We start from the raw sequence: 25,493 nt of genomic DNA on the forward strand, positions 1-25,493 counted from the left end.
TTTTGAGTGGTGCTTTGTGCGCCCGACACGATGCCGGGCGCGGAGTGTGATTAACCTTCGTTGTTCACAATTTTGATTTCTACCATCCCGATACCCAGCTTACGTGGCGAGTGGCCGAGGATATTGCCTTCGTTGGTAGACTGCGGGTCTGGCGGCGCAATTACCAGGGTATTGCTGCGCGACGGGTTGTCGAAATGCAGCGTGGTGGTGGTGACATCATTGCCGAGCGTTAGCGCCTGAACGGTATCACCGACCCGCACCGGGATTGGATGATGGGCGTTAGGGCCAAATGCCTTCGCGGTGATCACCAGATCGAATTTTTCCGGTAGCGGATGGGCGTATTCGATTTTCACTTCATCACCCAACTGGGCATTGGACCAGCGACCCCAGGATTCAGGGCGCGAGATCCCGCTGAACTGCTTCACCTCTTCCGGCGCGCCGGCCACGTTAAAGATAAAACTGTCGGCTTTATAACGAATATCGTTGTCGACGATTTTCAGCATGTCGACGTTGCGCTGGTAGCGTGCTGTGTCGATGACCGTATCTTTAAAGGCGGTTTTACCTTTCCACTGGGCTTTATCGACGTGCTGAACGATCTGTTCCCCACCAAGCTGCCCCTGGGAGACGCACCAGTCGGTTGAAAGCGACAGAGGCTGCGACCAGAGCTGGCCCATTTTGTAGCATTGGTCTACCCAGACGAAGTTATCGCGCGGGGCGAAATCCGCCAGCTGGTAACGCAGTGGCGCAGAGTATTCACTTTCCGGCAGCGGCTCTACGCGGTTATCCGACACGCGAAGCAACAGCGGCAGGCGGAAATGGCTGCCCGAGAAGGCAATCATGCCTTTCTGCTGATCGATGGTGAAGTCTTTCATCTCTTTCGGGAAGTTCCACAGGCGGATGATATCCGGCTTCCACGCGAGGATTTTTTCCTTCATGTTGAGGAACACTTCCGACAGCGACTGCCCGGACAGGGTGCTGCGGCCCAGGCCAATAAAGTTATCGCCGCCCAGGATATCCAGCACGGTGGCGCCGTTATCCATCGAGTTACGTTTGGTGGCAATCACATCCTGCTGCGGCTGGTCGCCACGCAGAATGAAGAACAGATTGCTACGGTCCTGTTTGTTGAGCTCATCCCATGCGCTGTTTTTCATCGCCAGATGGTCAGAAGAGACAACAATCACCGTATTTTTAAAATAGGGTGAGGATTTGATTTTTTCGACCAGCGCGGCGATATGTTCCTGGCTGCACGTTACGGCGCTAAAGGACTTATTGTTTTTACCGTCGATTTCGTAGCTTTTGCGCTGACAGGTGCGGGACACAAATCCGTCAGGATGGTGTGTATCCACCGTCAGGGCGAACAGCGAGAAGCGCTGGCCTGAGCGGGAAAGTTCTTCAAATTTCTTCCAGGTTTCATCCAGCACGGTATCGTCGTAGAAGCCCCAGTCGTTACGATAGGTGGGGTCGGCTACCGTGGTTTTTAACTCTTCTGAGCCATAAAGATGATCAAAACCGTGTGATTTCAGGAACACGTCTTTCCCGGCAAAACGCAGGTTAGCGCCCTGCACGAAATAGTTTTCGTAGCCGGAGTTTTTCAGGATATCGCCAAGACAGATATTCTGCGGGAAGAAGCTCGACATGGACGCCGACGCGTTGCCTTCAAACGGGGCAAACAGCGGAATACCACACTGGGACGCGACCATCCCGGCGATGGTGTAATCGGTGCCGGGTAACTGCATGGTGTGGCTGAAATCAAGACCTTCGTCTTTCAGCGGGCCAAGGTCGGGAGTCAGATTCGGGAACGCGTCGTTATCAAAGTAGGTCCGCTCCAGGCTCTCACCGTAGATGTAGACCAGATTGAGCTTCGGACTGGCGATTTTCTTCGACGGCTCTTTGTAGTACGCAGCAAAATCAGGATCGCCATCGCGCGACTGGGATTTGACCAGCTCGGTGATTTGGTGGAAGGCCGGGCTGGCATCCACTGAGGCCAGTGCCAGGAACAACGCCAGCAGGCTGTAGCCAAAATGATGTGGATGATGCCGGCGACGACGCAGTACCCAGGCAAGCGCACTGAAGATGACGACCAGCGATACCACAATACCCAGGCCAGGAAGTATGTACTTACCAACACCAGCGCCGGTCAGGCTGTTCGTCAGAGTATAAAGCACCGCGTCATTAATGCCGTCGCCCGTAAAGTAATCGCTCGCATATAAGGTAATGTTGAGAACAATAAAAATACCCAGCACCACCAGCGTGGCGATAAACCACCAGGTGTTGCGTCCGGCTTTCCAGGCGTAAACGCCCACGGAGGCAAGAAAAAGGGTTAGGGACATTAACTCTGACAACAGCATATCCTCATGACGCCAGGCGCTTAGCTGGCTAACTGGTTATTTTTTGGTAATACAATGTAATTGCGATGTCGTTTAGCTGCAATTTTAGTGTCACTAAAATGTGCTGTTGTTAGGATTTGGTTTAGAAAACCATTTTTTTGAAGGCGGTCGCATCCTGACTGGCGGACGCTGAGACTGTGGCAGGTGGGGAAAACGCTCATTTAGCGCCGCGTTGTAAGACTAACGTATTAAACGCGGCGTGTTGTGGCAGAAAATGGGATCGATCAGGAGATGAAGTTCATACCCTGTTTCAGCACCAGATCGCAGGCTTTGGTTTTCACCTCTTTCGCCAGCGAAGAGTTACCGAGGGTGCTGAGGTTAAGCTGCTGGCCGTTTTGCGCATTCAGCAGGCCCTGAATACCGTCCATATAGTTGGTATCTTGTTTCTGCTCCTGCGTATCCAGACCCAGTTTGCCAAGCACCTGGTTTTTAATGTTCTGGGTGTCGGTCACGGAAGCCAGTTTTTGCTTCGCGCAATATTCCAGAATACCTGCTGCGTTGTTCATGGTGCCCGCGCTCAGGCTCTGGCTGCTGCTACCTAACAGGCTGGTGAGGGAAGAGGCGGACAGGCCACCCTGAGAGCTGCTGCTACTCTCTTTGGTAAGCTCGTTGGCGGCGCTGGTCAGTGAATCTTGCCATGATGCGGCCTGCGCAACGCCGGATACCAGCAGCGCGCCTAATACTGTGCTGAGAAGAACGTGTTTTTTCATAATTGCTTACTCGAACAAAGCCCGTTTTGGGCCGAAAGTGGAGTCAGTATATACCTCTTGTCGCGCCGGTATTTCCTGGAAATTTCCTAATACTCTTTGCCGGTAACGCGACTGCGATAACTATCCCAGTCAAAGATGACATACAGGCTGTTACCGAGCTTCATACGATCCATCACGCGTTCACCCAGCAGACGGGTCATTTCGTCGATATTGTGGTTAGTCAGCATCCCGGTTGGGCGTTTTGACGAGGAACGGCGGTCGACAATCTGGTTGATGATCACCTTTTCATAGCGAGATTCGGTCTGAACGCCAATCTCATCAATGACCAGTAAATCGACGTTACTCAGGTCGTTAAGCAGCTGTTCTTCGCTGGTTTCGCGGTTGCTGAAGGTGTCTTTCATGGCGGACATGATATCGGCCACGGTGATAATCAGCACCGATTTACCGCGCAGCAGCAGCTCGTTACAGATGGCGGCTGCAAGATGATTTTTCCCGGTGCCGGGCTTACCGCTGAAAATGAAGCTGGCGATGTTACCGTCGAATTCGTCTACATACTGACGTGCGGCGGCCAGGGCGTTCATCTGCCCCTGCGATTCCACTTTGTAGTTATCAAACGAGCAGTTCTGGTGCAGCGGGCGGATGCCGGAGCGGTTGAACGTGCGCTGCATTTTCATGGCCCGGTTTTCACGGGCGAGGGCAGCGGCGCGGATTTCACCTTGCTCTTTCTGCCAGGCCAGCAGTTCTTCACCGGTCGTAAACGCGGGTTTGACGTTGGCAGGCATCATTTTTTGCAGACGTTTCATCAGGTCGCCGACGTTTTTCATTTAGCACCTCGGAATCCATTGGGGATCTGTTTGTCTGGTTCGGAAAAGGCGTTGATATCGCGCTTTGGCTGGCCGCCGTTACTGGCGCGGTTCATCTGAATGCTGCGCGCCAGTTTTTGCTGCCACTGGACATGGTGGAACACTTTGCCTTCAGCCTGCCAGTAGGCGGTGAATGCCGCCAGCTCTTCGGGGGTAACGGTTTGCGCGAGCGCAATCCCCCATAACGCGGCCTGGCGCTGGAAATCGGCGTCAGGTTGCCATCCGGCGTACATGGCAAATTTCCCCATCGGCACGGCGACCGGGGTGCTTCCCGGCTCTTCAAAGAACTGGTTATCCAGAGTCACATCGCTCACCGGGCGCGACAGACGCGCTTCGAGATCCAACAGCTGCGCCAGACGTTCAGGCGTGATCGCATAAAACGCCGGTGCGTTATCAGCGAATACCGCGAGCGTGCCGTTTTCGGCGTTGGTCAGTACACCACGGGGATCGTGCATAAACGCATCGATACCCGCAATGCTGGTGGTCAGGATTCTGGAAGACATAACACTTTCTCTACTGATTACTACGGGCGTGATATGGGCTTATGGTAGCACAGAGAGGAAGAGGGGATGGAGGGGGAAAGTGCAGGTGACCCTCTCCCACCGGGAGAGGGAATTAATCGGCCGTGATTACGCGATGATATTCAGCGTCACGTCGATATTGCCGCGAGTGGCGTTAGAGTACGGGCAAACAATATGCGCAGCATCAACCAGTTTTTTCGCTTCGGCTGCATCCATACCTTCAACGTGAATGTTAAGTTTCGCTTCGATACCAAAACCAGTTGGCAGCGGGCCAATACCCACTTCGCCTTCGATAAACGCGTCTTTCGGCAGGGAGAATTTATCGCGGGCTGCAACAAACTTCATCGCACCCAGGAAGCAGGCAGAATAGCCGGCTGCGAAAAGCTGTTCCGGGTTAGTCACTTCACCACCCATGCCGCCCATCTCTTTTGGCACACCCAGTTTCACATCCAGTACGCCGTCGGAAGAGGTTGCACGGCCATCGCGGCCTCCGGTTGCTTTTGCTTTGGCAGTGTAGACAACTTTTTCTAAAGACATGGCAGGTTCCTCATCTTGCATTTATATGTGCTATTAAATAGCGTGCGATATATATGTGTAAATAAATACGCGTAAAGTATAGCCTTACGCGCGCTGTAGCTGTTGTCGCAAGAGCTCAAGCTGTTGCTTAAGCTCTGCCAGGGTGGCGGTATCACATTTCGCGGCACAACCCACCGCCTGCGGAATACCTACGGCCTGTTGTTGCAGGCTGCTTCCCGCGTCGCTCAGGGTTACCACAACCTGACGTTCATCTTTACGGGAGCGATGGCGGTTAATCAGCCCGGCGCTCTCCAGACGTTTCAGCAAAGGCGTGAGCGTGGCTGAGTCAAGAAACAAACGTTCGCCAATCTCCGACACCGTAATATCATCCTGCTCCCAAAGCACCAGCATCACCAGGTATTGTGGGTAGGTCAGGTTAAGCGGTGCCAGCAGTTGCCGGTACAGCTTGTTAAGCGCCAGGTTTGCCGAGTAAAGGGCAAAACAGAGCTGGTTATCCAGCAGCAGCGCGGGGGTGGTGTCGTTCGTTTTTGCGTTCATGAGATGAATATAGATAGTGCACGATATAATTGCAAGCTATTTTATGGGCAGGTATAGCGGAGCGCCACCTGAACTGCCATTTTACGATAGTGTTGGCGTTGCGCCTGCTCGTCTGCGCCATCTTCAAACAGCAGCGTAAAGGTGTAGCTGTTAGCAACATAGTGGAAGCTAAAACTGCTGATAAGACGGTGAAGATCGCGCGCCTCTACCGTCTGATTAAACAGCTGCTTTTCTTTTCCGCGTTGCAGGATCCCGGCGAGAAGTTCCAGCGCGCTGCGGTTGACCTGACGCAGGTAGCTCGACTGCTGCATAAAGCGGCCGCGCTGCATGTTTTCCATGCAGATAATACGGATGTAGTCCGGGTGGTCGGCGTGATAATCAAAGGTGGACTCAACCAGGTGCACCAGCGCTTCAACAGGCGGCATTCCAGCCAGGCTCAGCTCTTTTTCACTGGCGCGGATTTGCGTATAAACGTGCTCCAGCGCCAGTAGATAGAGATTTTCTTTGTTTTTGAAGTGGTACACCACCATGCGTTTGGTGGTGCCTGCCTTTTCCGCAATCTGTTCCATGCGGGCGCCGTTCAGCCCATACTCGGCAAAAAGCTCGATGGCGCTGTGAAAAATTTTATCCTTCAGGCTGCCTTCATTGTGGTCGGGGAATTCGCTGCCAGGGTTAGCCACTTCATTTCCTTATCGTCACCAAACGGAATGCAGGGATTATCACCACGGCAGCGCGAGAACACAAATCAAACGCGCGGGCGCTTGCGATACAGCCATAATCCGGGGATAGACAGCCCGATGGAGAGCGCGCCGACAATGGATGAGGCTTTGAGGAAATTACTGAGCAGCAGGATCATTTGCGGCTCGCTGTAGCCGAAGTGGCTGATTTTCACCGCCGAAATCATCGCTGTGTAGGCTGAAATACCCGGGAACATGGGGATAACCGCCGCCACGGTGAAGACCTTCGGATGTGCCAGATACCAGCGCGACCACTGAATGCCAATGCAGCCGACCAGCATCGAGGCCATAAAGGTCGACCATTCGATGTTAAAGCCCGTTGTCATCATGACCATACGCGAACCGTGGCCGATAGCACCCAGCAGCGCACACCAGGGCAGCGCGCGGCGCGGTACGTTGAACACCATGGCAAAGCCAACGGCAGGAATGGCGGCCAGAACCATGTCCTGGGCCAGTGCTAACAGAAAATCAATCACGCCCATCCCCGTAACCCCCACAGTGTCATTGCCATTACTACGCCGATACAGGTTGCCAGGGTCAGCAAGCTGGCTATAGCCCATCGCGCGAGGCCGGTATTAATGTGCCCTTTAAACATATCGGCAACGGAGTTTATCAACGGGAACCCCGGCACCAGCAGCAATACGCTGGCTGCCATTGCAATGGTCGGCGTGCTGGCGAACGTGGGCAGGCGCAGCAGCAAACCTGACACGGTTGTCGCGACAAAGGCGGTGATGCAAAAGTTAATTTGCGGGTGCAACTGCCTGTGTGTCAGAAGCTGACGGACATACATGGCAATGCTGCTGGCGAAAAAGGTGATGACTGCTCCGTCCCAGCCGCCATTATTCAGTTTGCAAAAACAGGCGCAGGAGAGCCCAACCATCAGCACTACCGCCCAGCGAGGGTAACGTAACGGTTTGATTTGGTTGAAGCGTTTTTCTATCTCGTGCAAATCCAGCAGCTTGTGCTCAGCGAGGATAACAATGTGCTGCACCTCGGTGACGACGTGCATGTTAATGCCGCGATCGTGGTTTTTGCGGGTTGAGGTTAAGCATTGACCGTCTTTAATCGTCGTTAGCACAATGGCGTTGGAGGAGATGGAGCTTTCTACGCTGTCCATCCCTAACGCCAGCCCAAGCCGAGTAGAGAGTTCTTCCACCAGGGCGCTTTCTGCACCGTGTTGTAATAGAAAAAGCCCACACTGAATACATAGCCGCGTTACGGCACGTTGCGCTGACTGATCTGCCTGCATGATTACCCTGAAGAGAAGAAGGATTGCTTGCCTGATGGCCCGGAATGTTTACTTTTAGCACAAAGTGCGGGATAGCTGGCTCTGGGTCAGATCAAGATTTGTGCAAAGAGTTGCAGCGATGATGTGCCGGGGCGTCAGGCGAATAAACATTCGTAATTTGAATATTTAATTCTGGAATATTCAAATTATATATTTAGTTTTGCTAATTTTATATTTTCAATATTATAACGGTAGTGTAATTAAAATTTATTTCTATTTGTGAGATATTAGACCTGTTTGGGGCAATTCTTATACCATCGAGCTTTATCTTAATATATGCCAGTAAAAATCGTCTTTTCATTCAGGAATGAATAAACATTTATCTGAATGCGTTTAACACTATTTAGTAAAAGAAAGGATTCGGAGGGTCTATGTTGCCATTGAATGGTAAACACGGAGTAGTCATCAGCAAGATACCTGTTATGCAGTCTGGCCTGGGCGGGGTAATGGCACGTAATTTCCCTGACTATGAACTGACCTATTGTTGTTCGTTACAAGAACTCACGTTGCTTCAGCTGCGCAGGGCTGACGTTATTATTGCGGATATTTCTGGTGATTACAGGAACCCGCGCGGCACCCTTGAGCAATATTATGGGTTGTTAAATCAATACCGGGGGATCCACTGGATATTCCTGGTTTCTCGTCCGCTTTACGCAAGCGCGGTCGAGCTGCTCATGCGGCCTGAAACAACGCTATTGTCCGATATGGAACCGATAGAAGGCGTCATTACTGCGATTCGCGCCGGCAGAGAACGTGCCGAACGAATAAGCCAGACCTTACTCACGCCTGATTCCCAGGAGTTCGGTGAAAAGAGTGAATCGTTTATCGCGCTAACCCATTCGGAACGTAAGGTACTGCGTCTGCTGGGTAAAGGTTGGGGAATTAATCAAATTGCTACATTGCTCAAGAAGAGCAACAAAACGATCAGTGCTCAAAAAAACAGTGCCATGCGACGGTTGTCATTGCGCAGTAATGCGGACATGTACGCATGGATCAGCAGTGTACAGGGAATGAGAGAGCTGAGTCTGATGTCAGCCTATGGGGAGTTTGAGGAATGGAAAAGACCACTGCAACAAGACATATCGCCCTCATCGAAAATTGCACAATGAGTGCGATTGGGCTGATGCATCTCTTCGCTATGCCACAACTCAGTGATTATAAGCTGCATCTGTTTACATGTGCCGACAGATTAAAAGCTGCATTTTCCCATACTTCCTTTTTTTCGGTTATTTATTCACTCTCAGATGCGCGCGAAGAACGCCGGAATTGTCTTTCCTGTATGCGGGAGCTTGCCCTGACTCATAACGATATACAGCGGATTGTATTGGCATCTGATGAGATGGAGGCGAAGCTGGTTAGCCACCTTTTTCCATCCCGTCTTCACGGCATCATCAACAAAGCGGTTCCGCTGATTGAGCTACTGGATGAACTGTCGGCATTGCTGAGTGAAACCCGGCGTGTGAATGACAATATGCTCAATCACTGGTACGTGAGCCATAACCGGCTGTTGAGTCCTACCGAGCGGGCGATTTTGCGTTTTATGTCTTTTGGGTACTCCATCCCGGAAATCGCGACCCAGCTTGAACGCAATATCAAAACGATCCGCGCACATAAGTTTAATGCCATGGTGAAGCTGGGGGTGAATTCTGATGTGGGGTTGCTGGATGCAGCCGATCTTCTTACACATCTTCCCGTTGGGGAAGGTCGCCGAACCGCATTAACTGTTCCGGCGTTTTCGTAATGCTATCCAGCGCCAGATGAGCTCTGGCGCTGCGATTAAATGCAGACATCTACCCATTTTGCCGAGGTTAGCTCAGCCATTCTCTCCGGGGAAATGCGCACTGCGCTGTGAATGGCCCCCGCAGCAGGTAGCACTTCCGGGTATTGTTTTAAGGAGACATCACAATAGACCGAGAGAGGGTTTTCCAGCCCAAATGGGCAGACGCCTCCTACAGGATGGCCAGTAACGGTGACCACTTCATCACTGCTGAGCATTCGCGCTTTTGCGCCAAATGTGTCCTTCAGTTTTTTGTTGTCCAGGCGCGCATCTCCCTTCGCGACAACCAGGATCACTTCGTTTTTCACTTTTAACGATAGCGTTTTGGCAATTTGCCCCGGTTCAACGTGATGAGCGGCAGCAGCCAGCGCAACGGTCGCAGTGCTTTGGCTAAGCTCAATCACTTCTATCTCGGGTGCGTTGTCGGCAAAAAACTGCTGTACAGACTGCAAACTCATTGTTTCCTCCTGACAAATATCCTGCGTAATCTGTCATAAGAAATTATGCTCTGTAAATATCTCTTAAGTAACAAATATCCCATATGGCCGATTTCTGGATCGCCTTCACATTCACGGAAACCGGTTACAGTAACCGGTTGCAGAGCGTGAGTGAGAGATTAATACTGATTACGTAACGTCCCCTGTATCCAATAATAAGAGCAAATTATGAAACCATTCCGTTTGAGCAGTACTGCTGGTAAACGACCCGGCAAGGTTGTGAAGCTGATGTATGGAACAACGTGTGGCGTGAATGCGCCCGAAACGAACGTCTGACAGGAGATCTGCTATGTCTGCCAACCATGCTGCGTTTAATCTGATTTTCCGTTTCGTTGAGAACTATGTCAGCCCGATTGCCGGGCGGATCTCCTCCCAACGTCATGTGATGGCTATCCGTGACGGGTTTATCTCCGCCATGCCATTCATGATCGTCGGTTCATTCTTGTTAGTGTTTGCTTACCCACCATTCTCGCCAGATACCACCTGGGGCTTTGCCCGCGCCTGGCTGGATATGGCGAAGCAATTTGAAGGCCAGATCCTGACGCCGTTTGATATGACGATGGGCATTATGTCCATTTATATCTGTGCGGCCATCGCCTATAACCTGGGCAAACATTACGTTAAGTCGCATCAGCTTGACCCGTTCATGTGCGCCATGCTGTCGCTGATGGCATTTCTGCTGGTGGCTGCGCCGAAAACCAAAGGCACGTTGCCGGTAGACAGCCTGGGCGGCACAGGGATCTTTACCGCCATTCTGGTTGCCGTTTACTGTGTGGAATTGATGCGTTTCCTGAAAGCGCACAACATCGGTATCCGCCTGCCGGATCAGGTGCCACCGATGATCAAAAACTCGTTCGACCTGCTGATCCCGGTCCTGGTTGTGGTGTTGACGCTTTACCCTCTGAGCCTGTTGATCCAGTCTGAGTTTGGGATGCTGATCCCACAGGCCATTATGTCTATCTTTAAACCACTGGTCTCTGCGGCGGACTCATTACCGGCGATCCTGCTGGCGGTACTGATTGGCCACTTGCTGTGGTTTGCGGGTATCCACGGGGCGGCAATTGTCTCCGGGATGCTGCAAATGTTCTGGCTGACCAACCTCGGTGCAAACCAGACGGCACTGGCAGCCAGCCAGCCGCTGCCACATATCTTTATGGAAGCGTTCTGGACGTTCTTTATCGTGATCGGTGGTTCGGGTGCCACGATGGGGTTGGTTATCTGCTACCTGCGCAGCCGCTCCGCACACCTGCGTTCGATTGGCCGTCTGAGCGTGGTACCAAGCTTCTTTAACATCAACGAACCCGTTATTTTCGGTACCCCAATTGTCATGAACCCGGTGTTCTTTATTCCCTTCCTGCTGGCACCGATGGTTAACGCCGTGCTGGCGTGGGCGGCAATGAAGCTGGATCTGATTGGACGCGTGATTTCAGTTGTTCCCTGGACGGCACCTGCACCTGTCGGCGCGGCCTGGGCACTCGGCTGGGACTTCCGTGCTGCGGTGCTGGTGATTCTGCTGGCGCTGGTTTCCGCCATCATCTACTTCCCGTTCTTCAAAGTGTACGAGAAGCAGCTGCTGGAGCAGGAAGCAGAAGAAGCGCAGCGTAATGCCGAAGAGGACAACCAACAAGTTGCCTAGGTAAAAGCAAAACGGCAACTTCGGTTGCCGTTTTTGATATTTGTCCCCTCTCCCGGTGGGAGAGGGCATCGCCGGGCAAATCACACCATTACTTCAGCGTACAATCCCCACATTGCTGAACATCCGGCAAGCGATAGCGCTGACAGCAGGTACGACGAACCAGAAGCCCGTCACGTGGCACAACGGTGCGGAACAGCGGGTTATCGCGGCCATCGGAAAGTTGTTTGGCAAAGAAACAGGACTGGCGCAGGGCTTCGACTTTCTCATCGCCGAGTAGCGGTTTCATCTCCGTCAGATACCAGTGAATTAAATAACCGGTATTACTCCAGATTAGCTTCCCGTTAATTTCACCCGTCTCTTCCAGTGCATCAATCACCGGGATCAAAGCGCGAGTGACAAGGCTCTCCATGCGCTGCTGGGCGGAAAGATGTCCCGCGTGTTTATCTTCATGGAGATCAATCCAGAAACAGGCCGCTCGCCCGGTTTCGTGGAACTCTACGTGGAAAAATTCCGGGGAGAGGTCCAGCATCGCGTCCTGGGTTAACAGGGCCAGCATCATCGGAGGAACCATCAACCCGACATACCACTGCGCCCAGAGGGAGAGCAGCGGTTTGTTTTCCCGCGCCATAGTGGGCTGGTTGCGATAGATATGGTCTGAATAGGCGGCAAACAAGGATTGCCGCTCTACCGGAGTACGCCACTGAGCAAGCGTCATGGCGTGATGTGGGTGTGGTTCATCCAGCTTTATGAAATCCAGCAGATGAGCGCGCGTTTCGGCGATTTTCTCCCGAATGGCGTCCGCAAGCGTAACACTCCCCGTGGAGAGACTGGCTCGCCAGAGTAGAGGTTCAACGGCTTGTGCGGTACGAGTGGCCATAGTTTCGGATAGGAATCTAAATGATAATGATTGCCAATCCTAACTATAGATAATACCGATCGCAAGACTTTTGTCCGGGATGTGCGACAGCGCAGTTAAGTCGTTTGCAGCTCTTCGCTGTACAGGATGTTGTTACGCCCCATATGCTTGGCTTCATAAAGCGCTTTATCCGCTTTTTCCAGCGCCGCTTCGACGTCTTCCCCTTCAAAAATGGCAATACCAATACTGATGGTGACATTGGTTGCCACGCTTTCATTGAACATATGCGGGATTTTTAAATCGTACACTTTCTGGCGGATGCGCTCAGCCGTCAGTCGCGCATTCTCAAGTGAGATGTTGGTCAGCAGCACCATAAACTCTTCGCCACCAAAGCGGGCAACGATGTCGCGCGAACGCACAGCGTCACGGATCGCCGCAGAGACGCGGATCAGCGCCTGATCGCCCATCATATGACCGTAGTGGTCGTTGTATGCCTTGAAGTGGTCGATATCCAGCAGCAGAACAAAATGCTCGCCGTTTTCCACTGTTGGCAGGTTATCGAGCCTGGTTTGCAGGCCACGTCGGTTATACAGACCAGTGAGCGGGTCCACCATGGTGAGGTCGGTAAGGGTTTCTCGCTCTTCCAGTAAGCGGGTAAGCAATTCCTGGGCGAAATTGTCATTACGTCTTTGTAAAACGTGATGAATACCAATAGCCACCATCGGCAGGGCAAAGGAGTAGGCCATTCGCAGCCAGCTGTCATGATTGCTTAACCACAGGCAGACGACAAAAGTTGGCAACGAGTGCAACGTAAATGCTTTGATATTACTGACAAAAGCCAGCGAACCAATAAAAAGCACCGTTAATAATGCCATGACCAGATAGGTGGCCTGATCGTGCGTAAGCAACGAAAATTTAGCGGTGATTTGCCAGGCCCACAAAAGACCAAATATCGCTGAAACAACAGGAATATTTATTTTTCGTTTTTTGTTTTTCCAGTGCCAGATGAGCAAACCGATGCTGAGCGTAAAAATAGCGAACAAGGGGATGGATAACAGGCGGACAGAATAGAGCGGGTTTGTTACCGAGAACAGTGCAGAAGCAGCATTCAAGGATAAAAACAAACGTAAAGATAATTGATATTTCTTGTTGACCAAAGAACGCCAGGATTGTGATGTCATATTAGTGCGTTTATTAATATTATTTAATTAAAACAAACAAATAGGTGTTGGTTTGGAATTGTGAGTGCAAAAAAATTCGAATTATAATTATCAGAAAACGGTTACGGCAGTTAACAGGTGAGCAATTTATCACCTTAGACATTTCCTGTCATTATGGGAAAGGTAAAGGTCGATGAATTCTTGTTCCGCATGCTGACAGGTGATAATTATTATCATATGATATTGATTATCATTATTGGTGTGAGAGAGCTAACCATGTTGAGTAAAGCGCTGGGAAGTGCCTGGGGTGTGTTGTTGCCTGGGGTGATCATTGGCGGTCTGATGTTTGCCGATCTCTCTGTCGACATCTGGAAACTGATTATTGTGTCAGGGTTACTGATGACATCGGCGATGATCTGGCATAAGCAATTACGGCACTTTGTGTTGTTGCCATCATGCGTTGCGCTGGTTAGCGGAATGCTGGTGATACTGATGAGTTTGAAATAAAGAAAAAAACGGAAGGAACATCAGAGGGATAATAAGATAATTGGTGCGAGGGGGGGGACTCGAACCCCCACATCCTAAGGACACTAACACCTGAAGCTAGCGCGTCTACCAATTCCGCCACCTTCGCACAGTCATCTTACTATTTTTTGATATCGCCTCGTTGGTGCGAGGGGGGGGACTCGAACCCCCACATCCTAAGGACACTAACACCTGAAGCTAGCGCGTCTACCAATTCCGCCACCTTCGCCCAGTGCGAGCAATATCAACGTGATTTATGGTGCGAGGGGGGGGACTCGAACCCCCACATCCAAAGGACACTAACACCTGAAGCTAGCGCGTCTACCAATTCCGCCACCTTCGCATACCATCGATACTGTAAAAGTATCGTAACCACGGAGGCGCATTCTAGATGTTTTCAGCTTTTCGTCAACAGAAAAGTGCGCGCTATGCCTTGATTGATGCAAAAATGGTCGGAACAGCGACGTCTGTTTGCCGGAAGGTACTGACGCTTATCCGGCAAACAGATCCGGGGATTACTTTTTGGCCTGACGCGTCATCACGGTGCGGTACACCTTAAAGCGTCCGGTCTGGGCAATCACTTCGTGGAAGCCGAAGGTTTCATCCAGCACTTTCGGGTACGCCAGGAAGGCGTTGGCGACGATACGCAGTTCACCACCGCTGTTCAGGTGACGTACTGCGCCGCGGATCAGGGTTTGCGCCGCTTCAAGGCTGGTTTCCATCCCGTCGTGGAACGGCGGGTTAGAGATGATCATGTCAAAGCGACCAGTCACGTCAGAGAAGACGTTGCTGGCGATCACTTCACCTTCAAAACCGTTTGCGGCAAGCGTAGCACGGCTGGCTTCAACCGCTGGCGCACTGACATCACACAAGGTTAAGCGTACTTTTGGTGAATGGCTGGCCAGCACTGTTGCCAGCACGCCCGCACCACAGCCCACGTCCAACACTTTACCTTTGGTATGCGGCGTCAGGGTGGAGAGCAGCAGTTTGCTGCCTACGTCCAGATAGTCGCGGCTGAAAACGCCCGGAAGGGTTTTGATGGTCAAATCATCAAGCTGATATTCGCCCCAGAATTTATCTGCATCAAACGATGGCTGTTTTTCCAGGCGACCGTGGTACAGGCCACAGCGGCGGGCGCTGTCGACTTTGTTCAGCGGCGCGTACTCTTCCAGCATCTGTTCAGCACTGCGCACGCCGCTGCGGTTTTCACCCACTACGAAGATGTCGCAACCCACTGGCAGCAGGGAAAGCAGGTTCATCAGCTGGAATTGCGCTTCAGGTTTATTCTTCGGCCAGTAGTAGATCAGCGTGTCGCAATCGGCAACGTCGCTTTGCTCTGCCACCAGGCTAAAGCGCGCACGCTCGCCCATCTGGCGGCTCAGCACCTGCCAGTGGTGGTAATATTGTGTGTGGGCACGGCTTTCAGCACAGTCGAAACGCGCAGGCAGGTCATCCTGCATATCTCCGGCAAACAGAATACGGCTTTCTTCGAAATCATCACTGTGACGCAGCAAGACTTCACTTGCCGGGGTAAATGCAGACATGAATTGTTCCTCAATAAACTCAGGCGGGGATTATAGTAGGTAGATGGCGCACTTTCGACACATTTGCTATATTTGCGCGCCTGAGAGACAGGAGCTTTCCCTATGACATCCCGACGAGACTGGCAGTTGCAGCAACTGGGTATTACCCAGTGGGCCTTGCGTCGCCCGACGGCGTTGCAGGGTGAAATTGCCATCGCTATTCCTGCGCATGTTCGCCTGGTGATGGTGGCGGAGGCGCTGCCTGCCCTGAATGAAGCCCTTATTGGCGATGTCCTTCTTAGCCTGAAGCTCACGCCCGATCAGGTATTACAGCTGACGCCAGAACGGGTCGCGATGCTGCCTCCTGACAGCCGCTGTAACAGCTGGCGGATGGGAGAGGTGGACGAACTCGCCCTTGAGGGAAGCCAGATCAGCTCTCCCGTGCTGGAAGAGCTAAAAGCAAACCCAAAAGCGCGCAGCGCGCTGTGGCAACAAATCTGCAAATATGAACACGATTTCTTCCCTCACGACGCCTGATCTGACGACAGCGTTCGCGATTGAAACACGCGCCCACGCGTTTCCGTGGAGTGAAAAAACATTCGCCAGTAACCAGGGCGACCGCTATCTGAACTACCGTCTGGATGTCGATGGCACGATGGCCGCATTTGCCATCACTCAGGTCGTTCTGGATGAAGCAACGCTGTTTAACATCGCGGTTGACCCAGCGTTTCAGCGTCGAGGGCTGGGAAGGGAGCTGCTGGAGTATTTAATTCGCGAGCTTGAAACCCGTGACGTTTTCACTCTGTGGCTGGAAGTACGCGCATCGAATGTCGCCGCCATCGCACTCTATGAAAGCTTAGGCTTTAACGAGGCGACAATCCGCCGTAACTACTACCCCACCGCAGAGGGACGTGAAGACGCCATCATCATGGCTCTGCCGCTTGGATAACTAAAATAAGGTTGTAACGATGAAATGGGACTGGATTTTCTTTGATGCCGACGAAACGCTGTTTACGTTTGACTCGTTCGGTGGCCTACAGCGGATGTTTCTGGATTATAGCGTTACCTTCACCGCTGAGGATTTTCAGGACTATCAGGCGGTTAACAAACCGCTGTGGGTGGATTACCAGAACGGTTCTATCACCGCGTTACAGCTGCAACATCAGCGCTTTGATGTGTGGGCAGAGCGTCTGAAGGTGAGCCCAGGTTCACTGAATGATGCCTTCCTGAATGCGATGGCCGATATCTGCGCGCCGCTGCCGGGTGCAGTTTCCCTGCTGGATTCCCTGAAAGGCAAGGCGAAACTGGGCATCATTACCAACGGGTTTACGGCACTACAGCAGATCCGTCTTGAACGTACCGGCCTGCGCGATCATTTCGATGCGCTGGTGATTTCCGAAGAAGTGGGCGTACCAAAACCCGATCCGCGTATTTTTGATTACGCGCTGGCGCAGGCAGGCAACCCTGACCGCGAACGCGTTCTGATGGTCGGGGACACCGCCGAGTCGGATATTCTGGGTGGCATGAACTCCGGTTTGTCGACCGTCTGGCTGAATGCGCACGGTCGCGTGCAGCCTGAAGGTATCCAGCCGACCTGGACCGTCTCGTCATTGAACGAACTGGAGCAACTCCTGTGTAAACAATGATTGCCTGCCCCCTGTTGATGGGTAAAATAGCCGCAATTTTGTATTCCATGATGCGTGGCGTGCTGCCGCGCTTATAAAAGAAGATTTGATTATGACGTTGTCTCCTTATCTGCAAGAGGTGGCCAAGCGCCGCACTTTTGCCATTATCTCTCACCCGGATGCCGGTAAAACGACCATCACCGAAAAGGTGCTGCTGTTCGGACAGGCTATTCAGACTGCCGGTACGGTTAAAGGCCGTGGCTCCAGCCAGCACGCGAAATCCGACTGGATGGAGATGGAAAAGCAGCGTGGTATTTCGATTACCACCTCCGTGATGCAGTTCCCGTATCACGACTGCCTGGTGAACCTGCTGGATACCCCGGGCCACGAAGACTTCTCTGAAGATACCTACCGTACGCTGACGGCGGTTGACTGCTGTCTGATGGTGATCGACGCCGCAAAAGGTGTAGAAGACCGTACCCGTAAGCTGATGGAAGTTACCCGTCTGCGCGATACGCCGATCCTCACCTTTATGAACAAACTCGACCGTGACATCCGCGATCCGATGGAAGTGATGGATGAAGTGGAAAGCGAGCTGAAGATCGCCTGTGCGCCAATTACCTGGCCAATCGGCTGCGGTAAGTTGTTTAAAGGTGTTTACCACCTTTATAAAGATGAGACTTACCTGTATCAGACCGGTAAAGGCCACACCATTCAGGAAGTGCGTGTGGTGAAAGGCCTGGACAACCCGGAGCTGGACGTAGCGGTAGGCGAAGAGCTGGCCGCACAGCTGCGCGACGAGCTGGAGCTGGTGAAAGGCGCGTCTCACGAGTTTGGCAAAGAACTGTTCCTGGCAGGCGAAATTACCCCGGTCTTCTTCGGTACCGCGCTGGGTAACTTTGGTGTTGACCATATGCTCGACGGTCTGGTGGAGTGGGCGCCGCGCCCGATGCCACGCAAAACCGACACCCGTGAAGTGGTCGCGCAGGAAGAGAAGTTCACCGGTTTCGTGTTTAAAATTCAGGCCAACATGGACCCGAAACACCGCGACCGCGTGGCCTTTATGCGCGTTGTGTCCGGTAAATATGAGAAAGGCATGAAGCTGCGCCAGGTGCGTATCGGTAAAGACGTGGTGATCTCCGATGCGCTGACCTTTATGGCGGGCGATCGTTCTCACGTTGAAGAAGCGTACCCGGGTGACATCATCGGCTTGCATAACCACGGCACGATCCAGATTGGTGATACCTTCACCCAGGGCGAAATGATGAAGTTCACCGGCATCCCGAACTTTGCGCCGGAGCTGTTCCGTCGTATTCGTCTGCGCGATCCTCTGAAGCAGAAACAGCTGCTGAAAGGCCTGGTACAGCTTTCCGAAGAGGGTGCAGTACAGGTGTTCCGCCCAATCGCGAACAACGATCTGATCGTGGGTGCGGTCGGTGTGCTGCAGTTTGACGTGGTAGTTGCGCGTCTTAAGAGCGAATACAACGTTGAAGCGATTTACGAATCTGTAAACGTGGCGACCGCGCGCTGGGTTGAGTGTTCTGACGTGAAGAAATTCGAAGAATTTAAGCGTAAGAACGAGATCCAGCTGGCGCTCGATGGCGGCGATAACCTGACGTACATCGCCCCAACCATGGTTAACCTGAACCTGACGCAGGAACGCTATCCTGATGTTCAGTTCCGCAAAACGCGCGAACACTAATCCCCTCTCAGAGCACGGTTTTCACCGTGCTCTTCTTAATTCCCTGCCTTATTAGACCCTTGCGGAATGTTCTTAAATCATCCCGTTCTTCGTTGTTTCGCCTGTTTTTTGACCGATTCTGAATGCGACACCGCGAGACTGTTCTATATTTAACTCAGTGTTTAACCTCGTCGTCGGGTGAATTGACTGTTTTGTTACATGAAATTGGTTTCCCTTACTGACTGTTGGTTTATTCACAGCATTTACAACTAACGAAAAGGAACGTTAGCCGCTCAAATAGCGAGCAAACTACAGGAACACATCGATGAATATGACAAGACCTAAGATTTCAAAATCTCTGCTGGCCATAGCCCTGGGGTGCATCGTAACAAGTGGTTCTGCTTTTGCAGAAAACACCACGATGGATAAAGCTCAGTCCGCGGCGACAAGCACGGGGGAAAAAATCGATAGCTCGATGAATAAAGTCGGTAACTTTATGGATGACAGCGCCATCACCGCCAAAGTGAAAGCCGCGCTGGTGGACGATAAAAACATCAAGAGTACCGATATCTCCGTCAAAACAGAGCGCAGCGTCGTTATGCTGAGCGGTTTTGTGGAAAGCCAGACCCAGGCTGAACAGGCTGTTTCGGTTGCAAAAGGGGTAGAAGGTGTAACCTCCGTCAGCGACAAATTGCATGTCCGCGACAGTAAAAATGGCTCTATGAAGGGCTATGCCGGTGATGCTGCAACCACCAGTGAAATCAAAGCCAAACTGCTGGCTGATGACGTCGTACCGTCACGCAAAGTGAAAGTAGAAACAACCGATGGTGTGGTTCAGTTGTCCGGTACTGTTGATTCCCCGGCGCAAGTTGAGCGTGCCGAAGCCATTGCGAAAGCGGTTGATGGCGTCAAAAGCGTCAAAAACGATCTGAAATCGAAGTAACACATCGCAATTCGTTCTTCTGACTGAGGCCAGAAGACGGAATAAGAATTACACCTGGAATCATTAGCAGTGAATGCTCGCGACTTGCGGTCGACATTAACTATGGTAAAGGAGAGTCTTATGTTTCGATGGGGCATTATATTTCTGGTTATCGCGTTAATTGCCGCCGCGCTGGGCTTTGGTGGTCTGGCGGGTACAGCGGCAGGTGCAGCGAAAATTGTCTTCGTTGTCGGTATTATTCTGTTCCTGGTCAGCCTGTTTACCGGACGACGCCGTCCGTAGCGACACACACTCTGACAGCAACATTAAAGCCAGTCTTCCGACTGGCTTTTTCTGGTTTGAGCCTGGCGTAAGGTGTAGGTTACTGTGTATTCACAAAACAAATAACACAGGAAAGCAGAGGTGGGGCAACGAATTCCCGTTACGCTCGGCAATATTACGCCGCTGGCGCTTAAGCCGTTTCATCCCGGCCAGCTTGCACTGGTGTGCGAGGGCGGTGGGCAGCGCGGCATCTTCACGTCCGGCGTGCTGGACGAGTTTATGCGTGCGCAATTCAACCCATTCGACCTTTTTTTAGGCACCTCAGCGGGGGCGCAAAACCTCTCTGCCTATGTCTGTAACCAGCCGGGCTATGCCCGCAAAGTGATCATGCGTTACACCACCTCGCGGGATTTCTTTAATCCTGTGCGCTTTGTTCGCGGCGGGAATCTTATCGATCTCGACTGGTTGTTAGATTCCACCTCCAGCCAGATGCCGCTGGCGATGGACACGGCGTCGCGGCTGTTCGACACCGGTAAAGAGTTTTGGATGTGTGCCAGTCGGGGCGACGACTACACGCCGGGGTATTTTTCACCGCAAAAAGAGAACTGGCTCGATATTATTCGTGCCTCCAGCGCCATTCCGGGGTTCTATCGCACTGGCGCAATGCTTGATGGTGTGAGCTATCTTGACGGCGGTATCAGCGATGCGGTACCGGTGCAGGAAGCCGCGCGCAGAGGCGCTAAAACCATTGTGGTGATCCGCACGGTGCCTTCACAAATGTACTACACCCCGCAGTGGTTCAAGCGCATGGAGCGCTGGCTGGGGGAGAGCAGCCTGCAACCGCTGGTGAATATCGCCCAGCGACATGAAGCGAGCTACGGCGCAATGCAACGCTTTATCGAAAAACCGCCGGGTAAGCTGCGGATCTTTGAGATCTATCCGCCGAAACCGCTGCTGAGTATGGCGCTGGGCAGCCGTTTACCTGCGCTGCGTGATGACTACAAAACAGGGCGGCTCTGCGGGCGCTACTTCCTGGCAACGGTAGGTAAACTGCTGGCCGAGCACCCGCCTTTCCACCGGCATAAACGGATCATCGCTCCGCCTGCCATTGTGGCAAACGACGCGCTGGCTATGCCGCGAGTGGACATTCCACAGGTACAGGCGAATGACACAACATTTGATAACGAGGATCTGGCGTGACGCACCGCTTTGTCGATACCCATTGCCACTTTGATTTTCCGCCCTTTACCGGTAATGAAGAACAGAGCATCGATCGCGCCGCACAGGCAGGCGTTCAGGCGATCATCGTGCCGGCTATCGAAGCGGCTTACTTCGACCGTGTACAGGATCTCGCCCGGCGGTATGATGCGCTGTACGCCGCGATAGGCCTGCATCCGATAGTGATTGAGCACCATCAGGACGAGCACATCGACAGGCTGGATGAGATATTACGCACGCCGGAAAAGAAACGGGTGGCTATTGGAGAGATCGGCCTGGATCTCTATCGCGAAGATCCACATTTTGAACGCCAGCAGACGATCCTCGACGCTCAGCTCCGGCTGGCAAAGCAGCACGATCTGCCGGTGATCCTCCACTCGCGCCGTACCCACGACAAACTGGCTCTGCACCTGAAACGCATGAATTTACCCCGTACCGGCGTGGTGCATGGGTTTTCCGGCAGTTTGCAGCAGGCAGAACGCTTTATCGGGCTGGGCTATCGCATTGGTGTTGGTGGGACGATTACCTACCCGCGAGCCAGCAAGACCCGGGAGGTGATGGCACAGCTACCGCTGACGGCGTTATTGCTGGAAACCGACGCTCCCGACATGCCGCTGAACGGTTTTCAGGGGCAACCTAATCGCCCGGAACAGGCGGCGCGTGTGTTCGACACGCTATGTGAACTGCGCAGCGAGCCTGCGGATGTGATTGCGGATGCCTTGCTCAACAACACCCGCTCGCTGTTTGGCATTGAGCTATAGATAGAGCGCCGGGCGGATCACAGTGATCTGCTCATTTTCCAGCGCCAACGCCAGTGGCTCAATATCGGCGGGCGTTGCGCTACGCCAGCTTGCCGCCTCACCGTAAACCCCCTGGGCATGAAACGCGTTGATCCTCACCGGGACATTGCCCAGCGAGCGAATAAACACGATCAGCGCCTTCACATGTTCCAGATAATCGCACTGGTCAGGGATAACCAGTAACCGCAGTTCGGTCAGCCGGTTATGCTGCGCAAGCAAGCGGATGCTGTGCTTAATTTGCGGGTTTTCACGCCCGGTCAGGTAGCGGTGATGTTCGTTCCCCCAGGCTTTGAGATCCAGCATGGCACCATCGAAAACCGGCAATAACTTCTGCCAGCCGGTTTCCCCGAGCAGGCCGTTACTGTCAACCAGACGGGTCAGATGATGAAGGGCTGGCTCTGCTTTCATCGCCGTGAACAGTGCCACCAGAAACGGTAATTGCGTTGTGGCCTCACCGCCGCTCACGGTGATGCCATCAATAAACGGTGCGACTTTGCGAATGTGTGCGAGGATATCGTCCACGCTGAAGCGTTGCGCCATCGGTGTGGCCTGCTGCTGGCAAAGATGCAGGCAGGTATCACACTGTTTACAGTCGCTTTCCTGCCACCAGACTCGCCCGGCCTGAATATTCAGCGCATCGTGCGGACAATGGGGAACGCAATCGCCGCAGTCGTTGCAGCGGCCGATGGTCCACGGGTTATGGCAGGTTTTACAACGCAGGTTACAGCCCTGAAGGAACAGCGCCAGGCGGCTGCCTGGCCCGTCCACGCAGGAGAAGGGGATAATCTGACTAACTAAAGCGCATCTGTTGTTCATGGCTTACCACCCGTGGCTGGCGATCCAGGATACGCGTATTGCGTGCGGCTTCTTCTCCAAGCCACGTGGTTTGGGTGCGCGACCCTTCCTCGCGGTATTTTTGCAGGTCCGATAATCGCACCATGTATCCGGTCACGCGGACCAGATCGTTGCCCGCCACGTTGGCCGTAAATTCGCGCATTCCGGCGTTAAAGGCTCCCAGACACAGTTGCACTACTGCCTGCGGGTTACGTTTTACCGTCTCTTCCAGGGTCAGAATATCGCTGATACCGGAAGGATAATGCTGGTGATGTGGCGCAACCGCCAGCAGATGGCTAATTGGGTCGGGTTCATCACCGTACGGCAGACGCGCGCCTGGCGTTGTCCCGATGTCTGAACTTATCCCGGACTGCGCGTGCAGCAGGGCATGGTGATTCCAGCCATGCTTCACCGGCGTATTTTCGACAAAGGCGGCGAGCTGTGCGCTGATGCGATAACCCAGCGCGTTGGCCTGTTCATCTTTACCGTAACGCCCGTCGATCCCGGCTTTTTCACACAGCGTATTTACCGCCTCAGCAAGACCATACATGCCAAACATCGGTACAAAACGATCGGCATCTATCAGCCCCTCTTTCACCAGGAAGCTATTCTCAAAGAAGCCCGATTGTTCATACAGGAAGTCGCAGCGCGCGTTGATGATGGTGATTTGCTGCTGGCAGTAGTGTGGAAGTGTGAGGGTGAAGAAATCATCAGGCGAATCGCTCTGTTCAGCAATGGCTTTCAGGTTGAGGCGTACCAGCGTGCTACCGCCACCTGCCAGCGGCAGAGAGTTGTAACAACTGACCACCCCATAACGACCTTTTGTGAAAATTTTATCATTCATCGGGCCGTTAGAAATATGAGGTTTACTGCACTCACAAATATTTTTCGCCACCTCAAGCAGCAGGTCATCTGGTGTAATTTCAGGATCATAAATAAAGGTTAAATTCGGCGCAACCTGCTTCAGTTCAGCATCTGCGCGCAAAATTGCCCGTGTGACAGGTGTATCCATCGGGCCGATATTGGCGTGCATAAAGGCATCCGGTAGTGTTCTGTCGAGATAGCGCCAGAAACGTTTTATTCTGCTATCGATTTCTTCTTGTGTTAGAATTCTAACATACGGTTGCAATAGCGCATCAAGTTGGCCCAGATACACGGGCATTGATGTGACGGATGGAACATGGTGGTAAAGGATGGTTAACAGTGAGAGGGCATCATCAAGATCTTTCGCCCCTTCCAGCTCCAGCCATTCTGAACCGTTTGCCAGAAATTTTGCGTAATCCGGCAGAACATACCGGGGTTTGTAAGGCGCGTGGCCTTCGAACATGTCGCAGATAAAACCCGCGTCCAGCGCCGCTCTGGCGGCCTGCGGCAACGCAGGATAGGGAAGGGTGTTTTCCGCCTCCAGCGCCAGAAAATGACGTTTTTGCTCAGGTGTGAGTACCGGGCTTGTCACAATGTGCTGGCAACGTTGTTGCAGGGCGTCAGGGCTGGAGTGGGACATATTCACTTCCTTTATTGTTCTGCGATTGATGAGCGAATTGTAGGAAGTCACCCCACGGAGGCTTTTGATCCGACAGGGGTAATCGCTGCTTTAGTCAGCAGTTTGAGTAAAAAAGTTTGAAGTTGATCTCGTTACAGCAATGCAAATTTGTACGAAGTTTTCATTAACTGTGATGAATGTCGAAGTGTGAATGCGAGTGGATGTTAGAATACTAACAGAACCGCAAGGTGAAATTTTATACGGCGATGCCGTTGGAGAATGTTATGACCGATTTAACTGCAAGCAGCCTGCGTGCGTTGAAACTGATGGACCTGACCACCCTGAACGATGACGACACCAATGAGAAAGTCATCGCTCTGTGCCATCAGGCGAAAACGCCTGTCGGTAACACCGCAGCTATCTGTATCTACCCTCGCTTTATCCCGATTGCACGTAAGACTCTGAACGAGCAGGGCACCCCGGATGTGCGTATTGCAACCGTGACTAACTTCCCGCACGGCAATGACGATATCGACATTGCGCTGGCAGAAACCCGCGCGGCGATTGCTTACGGTGCTGACGAAGTTGACGTGGTGTTCCCGTACCGCGCGCTGATCGCGGGCAACGAACAGGTTGGTTTTGACCTGGTGAAAGCCTGTAAAGACGCCTGCGCAGCGGCAAACGTGCTGCTTAAAGTGATCATCGAAACCGGTGAGCTGAAAGAAGAATCTCTGATCCGCAAGGCCTCTGAAATCTCCATCAAAGCCGGTGCCGATTTCATCAAAACCTCTACCGGTAAAGTGCCGGTTAACGCCACTCCGGAAAGCGCACGCATCATGATGGAAGTGATCCGCGATATGGGCGTGTCCAAAACCGTTGGTTTCAAACCAGCAGGCGGCGTACGTACCGCAGAAGACGCGCAGACGTTCCTGGCCATTGCTGATGACCTGTTCGGCGCAGACTGGGCGGATTCCCGTCACTACCGCTTCGGCGCATCCAGCCTGCTGGCAAGCCTGCTCAAAGCACTGGGTCACGGCGACGGTAAGAGCGCAAGCAGCTACTAATATTTGAATGGCCGGGAGCGCATAGCGATC

General features: G+C 52.7%; 28 protein-coding genes and 3 tRNA genes. 13 read left to right on the forward strand and 18 right to left on the reverse strand.

Annotated elements, in window-relative coordinates:
- Positions 1-50: 50 nt before the first annotated feature.
- From opgB to M987_RS08780, 9 genes are all read right to left on the reverse strand, one after another.
- Positions 51-2,342, reverse strand: coding sequence for a phosphatidylglycerol--membrane-oligosaccharide glycerophosphotransferase (opgB, locus tag M987_RS08740; RefSeq protein WP_014068776.1), 2,292 nt, complete (start codon positions 2,340-2,342; stop codon positions 51-53).
- 269 nt (positions 2,343-2,611) lie between these two features.
- Complete coding sequence (locus M987_RS08745) at positions 2,612-3,097, reverse strand: YjjA family protein (RefSeq protein ID WP_014068777.1); 486 nt, start codon at positions 3,095-3,097, stop codon at positions 2,612-2,614.
- 86 nt (positions 3,098-3,183) lie between these two features.
- Complete coding sequence (gene dnaC, locus M987_RS08750; RefSeq protein WP_014068778.1) at positions 3,184-3,921, reverse strand: replicative helicase loader DnaC; 738 nt, start codon at positions 3,919-3,921, stop codon at positions 3,184-3,186.
- The gene (dnaT, locus tag M987_RS08755; RefSeq protein ID WP_014068779.1) at positions 3,918-4,463 is read right to left on the reverse strand and encodes a primosomal protein DnaT; all 546 of its coding nucleotides are present in this window, start codon (positions 4,461-4,463) and stop codon (positions 3,918-3,920) included. The genes dnaC and dnaT overlap by 4 nt, the downstream gene beginning before the upstream one ends.
- A gap of 126 nt (positions 4,464-4,589) precedes the next feature.
- Positions 4,590-5,018, reverse strand: a complete 429-nt coding sequence (locus M987_RS08760; protein ID WP_014068780.1) for an organic hydroperoxide resistance protein — start codon at positions 5,016-5,018, stop codon at positions 4,590-4,592.
- 84 nt (positions 5,019-5,102) lie between these two features.
- A complete protein-coding gene (locus tag M987_RS08765; protein WP_014068781.1) occupies positions 5,103-5,555 on the reverse strand; it encodes a MarR family winged helix-turn-helix transcriptional regulator in 453 nt (150 codons plus the stop codon).
- A 41-nt stretch (positions 5,556-5,596) separates the two neighbouring features.
- Complete coding sequence (locus M987_RS08770; protein ID WP_014068782.1) at positions 5,597-6,235, reverse strand: TetR/AcrR family transcriptional regulator; 639 nt, start codon at positions 6,233-6,235, stop codon at positions 5,597-5,599.
- 65 nt (positions 6,236-6,300) lie between these two features.
- Entirely contained in the window at positions 6,301-6,774 is a 474-nt protein-coding gene (locus tag M987_RS08775) for a threonine/serine exporter (protein WP_014068783.1), read from the reverse strand.
- Positions 6,765-7,541 carry a threonine/serine exporter family protein gene (locus M987_RS08780; protein ID WP_014068784.1) on the reverse strand — a complete coding sequence of 259 codons (777 nt, stop codon included), beginning with the start codon at positions 7,539-7,541 and terminating at the stop codon, positions 6,765-6,767. The genes M987_RS08775 and M987_RS08780 overlap by 10 nt, the downstream gene beginning before the upstream one ends.
- A gap of 410 nt (positions 7,542-7,951) precedes the next feature.
- Here M987_RS08780 and M987_RS08785 point away from each other — a divergent pair, with 410 nt between their 5' ends.
- Positions 7,952-8,689: a LuxR C-terminal-related transcriptional regulator gene (locus M987_RS08785; protein WP_014068785.1), complete on the forward strand. Its 738-nt coding sequence runs from the start codon at positions 7,952-7,954 to the stop codon at positions 8,687-8,689.
- The gene (gene bglJ / locus M987_RS08790; RefSeq protein ID WP_041161994.1) at positions 8,686-9,321 is read left to right on the forward strand and encodes a DNA-binding transcriptional activator BglJ; all 636 of its coding nucleotides are present in this window, start codon (positions 8,686-8,688) and stop codon (positions 9,319-9,321) included. Before M987_RS08785 ends, bglJ begins: the two co-directional genes overlap by 4 nt.
- A 35-nt stretch (positions 9,322-9,356) precedes the next feature.
- On the opposite strand, the gene M987_RS08795 is transcribed toward bglJ, so the two are convergent.
- Positions 9,357-9,815 carry a YbaK/EbsC family protein gene (locus tag M987_RS08795; RefSeq protein ID WP_014068787.1) on the reverse strand — a complete coding sequence of 153 codons (459 nt, stop codon included), beginning with the start codon at positions 9,813-9,815 and terminating at the stop codon, positions 9,357-9,359.
- 328 nt (positions 9,816-10,143) lie between these two features.
- Here M987_RS08795 and M987_RS08800 point away from each other — a divergent pair, with 328 nt between their 5' ends.
- The gene (locus M987_RS08800; RefSeq protein WP_014068788.1) at positions 10,144-11,490 is read left to right on the forward strand and encodes a PTS cellobiose transporter subunit IIC; all 1,347 of its coding nucleotides are present in this window, start codon (positions 10,144-10,146) and stop codon (positions 11,488-11,490) included.
- Positions 11,491-11,578: 88 nt separating this feature from the next.
- Here M987_RS08800 and fhuF read toward each other — a convergent pair whose 3' ends face one another.
- Both fhuF and M987_RS08810 read right to left on the reverse strand, forming a co-directional pair.
- Positions 11,579-12,367, reverse strand: coding sequence for a siderophore-iron reductase FhuF (gene fhuF, locus M987_RS08805; RefSeq protein WP_014068789.1), 789 nt, complete (start codon positions 12,365-12,367; stop codon positions 11,579-11,581).
- A gap of 95 nt (positions 12,368-12,462) precedes the next feature.
- Positions 12,463-13,527: a GGDEF domain-containing protein gene (locus tag M987_RS08810; protein ID WP_014068790.1), complete on the reverse strand. Its 1,065-nt coding sequence runs from the start codon at positions 13,525-13,527 to the stop codon at positions 12,463-12,465.
- A gap of 216 nt (positions 13,528-13,743) precedes the next feature.
- Between M987_RS08810 and M987_RS08815 the strand changes: the two genes are divergently transcribed.
- Positions 13,744-14,013, forward strand: coding sequence for a DUF1435 domain-containing protein (locus M987_RS08815; RefSeq protein ID WP_074392804.1), 270 nt, complete (start codon positions 13,744-13,746; stop codon positions 14,011-14,013).
- 41 nt (positions 14,014-14,054) lie between these two features.
- Here the strand turns inward: M987_RS08815 and M987_RS08820 are convergent.
- The 4 genes from M987_RS08820 to rsmC all read right to left on the reverse strand — a co-directional run bounded on the left by M987_RS08820 (position 14,055) and on the right by rsmC (position 15,575).
- Positions 14,055-14,140 (reverse strand) — tRNA-Leu (locus M987_RS08820).
- Positions 14,141-14,174: 34 nt separating this feature from the next.
- Positions 14,175-14,260: transfer RNA gene (locus tag M987_RS08825), tRNA-Leu, on the reverse strand.
- A gap of 28 nt (positions 14,261-14,288) precedes the next feature.
- A tRNA-Leu gene (locus M987_RS08830) sits at positions 14,289-14,374 on the reverse strand.
- Positions 14,375-14,546: 172 nt separating this feature from the next.
- A complete protein-coding gene (gene rsmC / locus M987_RS08835) occupies positions 14,547-15,575 on the reverse strand; it encodes a 16S rRNA (guanine(1207)-N(2))-methyltransferase RsmC (protein ID WP_014068792.1) in 1,029 nt (342 codons plus the stop codon).
- A gap of 102 nt (positions 15,576-15,677) precedes the next feature.
- Here rsmC and M987_RS08840 point away from each other — a divergent pair, with 102 nt between their 5' ends.
- The 8 genes from M987_RS08840 to M987_RS08875 all read left to right on the forward strand — a co-directional run bounded on the left by M987_RS08840 (position 15,678) and on the right by M987_RS08875 (position 22,043).
- A complete protein-coding gene (locus M987_RS08840; protein WP_014068793.1) occupies positions 15,678-16,091 on the forward strand; it encodes a DNA polymerase III subunit psi in 414 nt (137 codons plus the stop codon).
- A complete protein-coding gene (rimI, locus tag M987_RS08845; protein WP_014068794.1) occupies positions 16,060-16,503 on the forward strand; it encodes a ribosomal protein S18-alanine N-acetyltransferase in 444 nt (147 codons plus the stop codon). Before M987_RS08840 ends, rimI begins: the two co-directional genes overlap by 32 nt.
- A 19-nt stretch (positions 16,504-16,522) precedes the next feature.
- The gene (yjjG, locus tag M987_RS08850; RefSeq protein WP_014068795.1) at positions 16,523-17,200 is read left to right on the forward strand and encodes a pyrimidine 5'-nucleotidase; all 678 of its coding nucleotides are present in this window, start codon (positions 16,523-16,525) and stop codon (positions 17,198-17,200) included.
- Between the two features lie 91 nt (positions 17,201-17,291).
- Entirely contained in the window at positions 17,292-18,881 is a 1,590-nt protein-coding gene (gene prfC, locus M987_RS08855; protein WP_014068796.1) for a peptide chain release factor 3, read from the forward strand.
- A gap of 304 nt (positions 18,882-19,185) precedes the next feature.
- On the forward strand, positions 19,186-19,803 hold the full coding sequence (gene osmY / locus M987_RS08860; RefSeq protein ID WP_014068797.1) for a molecular chaperone OsmY: 618 nt from the start codon (positions 19,186-19,188) through the stop codon (positions 19,801-19,803).
- A 120-nt stretch (positions 19,804-19,923) separates the two neighbouring features.
- Positions 19,924-20,085, forward strand: a complete 162-nt coding sequence (locus M987_RS08865) for a DUF1328 domain-containing protein (RefSeq protein ID WP_002887716.1) — start codon at positions 19,924-19,926, stop codon at positions 20,083-20,085.
- A 120-nt stretch (positions 20,086-20,205) separates the two neighbouring features.
- Positions 20,206-21,264 carry a patatin-like phospholipase family protein gene (locus M987_RS08870; RefSeq protein ID WP_014068799.1) on the forward strand — a complete coding sequence of 353 codons (1,059 nt, stop codon included), beginning with the start codon at positions 20,206-20,208 and terminating at the stop codon, positions 21,262-21,264.
- Positions 21,261-22,043, forward strand: a complete 783-nt coding sequence (locus M987_RS08875) for a metal-dependent hydrolase (protein ID WP_014068800.1) — start codon at positions 21,261-21,263, stop codon at positions 22,041-22,043. Before M987_RS08870 ends, M987_RS08875 begins: the two co-directional genes overlap by 4 nt.
- Here the strand turns inward: M987_RS08875 and M987_RS08880 are convergent.
- Together M987_RS08880 and M987_RS08885 are read right to left on the reverse strand one after the other, a co-directional pair.
- Positions 22,038-22,898: a YjjW family glycine radical enzyme activase gene (locus tag M987_RS08880; RefSeq protein ID WP_014068801.1), complete on the reverse strand. Its 861-nt coding sequence runs from the start codon at positions 22,896-22,898 to the stop codon at positions 22,038-22,040. The two genes, M987_RS08875 and M987_RS08880, sit on opposite strands and share 6 nt — an antisense overlap.
- Positions 22,873-24,420, reverse strand: coding sequence for a YjjI family glycine radical enzyme (locus M987_RS08885; RefSeq protein WP_014068802.1), 1,548 nt, complete (start codon positions 24,418-24,420; stop codon positions 22,873-22,875). The genes M987_RS08880 and M987_RS08885 overlap by 26 nt, the downstream gene beginning before the upstream one ends.
- Before the next feature lie 263 nt (positions 24,421-24,683).
- Here M987_RS08885 and deoC point away from each other — a divergent pair, with 263 nt between their 5' ends.
- Positions 24,684-25,463 carry a deoxyribose-phosphate aldolase gene (deoC, locus tag M987_RS08890; RefSeq protein WP_014068803.1) on the forward strand — a complete coding sequence of 260 codons (780 nt, stop codon included), beginning with the start codon at positions 24,684-24,686 and terminating at the stop codon, positions 25,461-25,463.
- Positions 25,464-25,493: the final 30 nt, after the last annotated feature.

The organism is Enterobacter soli ATCC BAA-2102 (assembly GCF_001654845.1).
Classification (GTDB): Bacteria; Pseudomonadota; Gammaproteobacteria; order Enterobacterales; family Enterobacteriaceae; genus Enterobacter; species Enterobacter soli.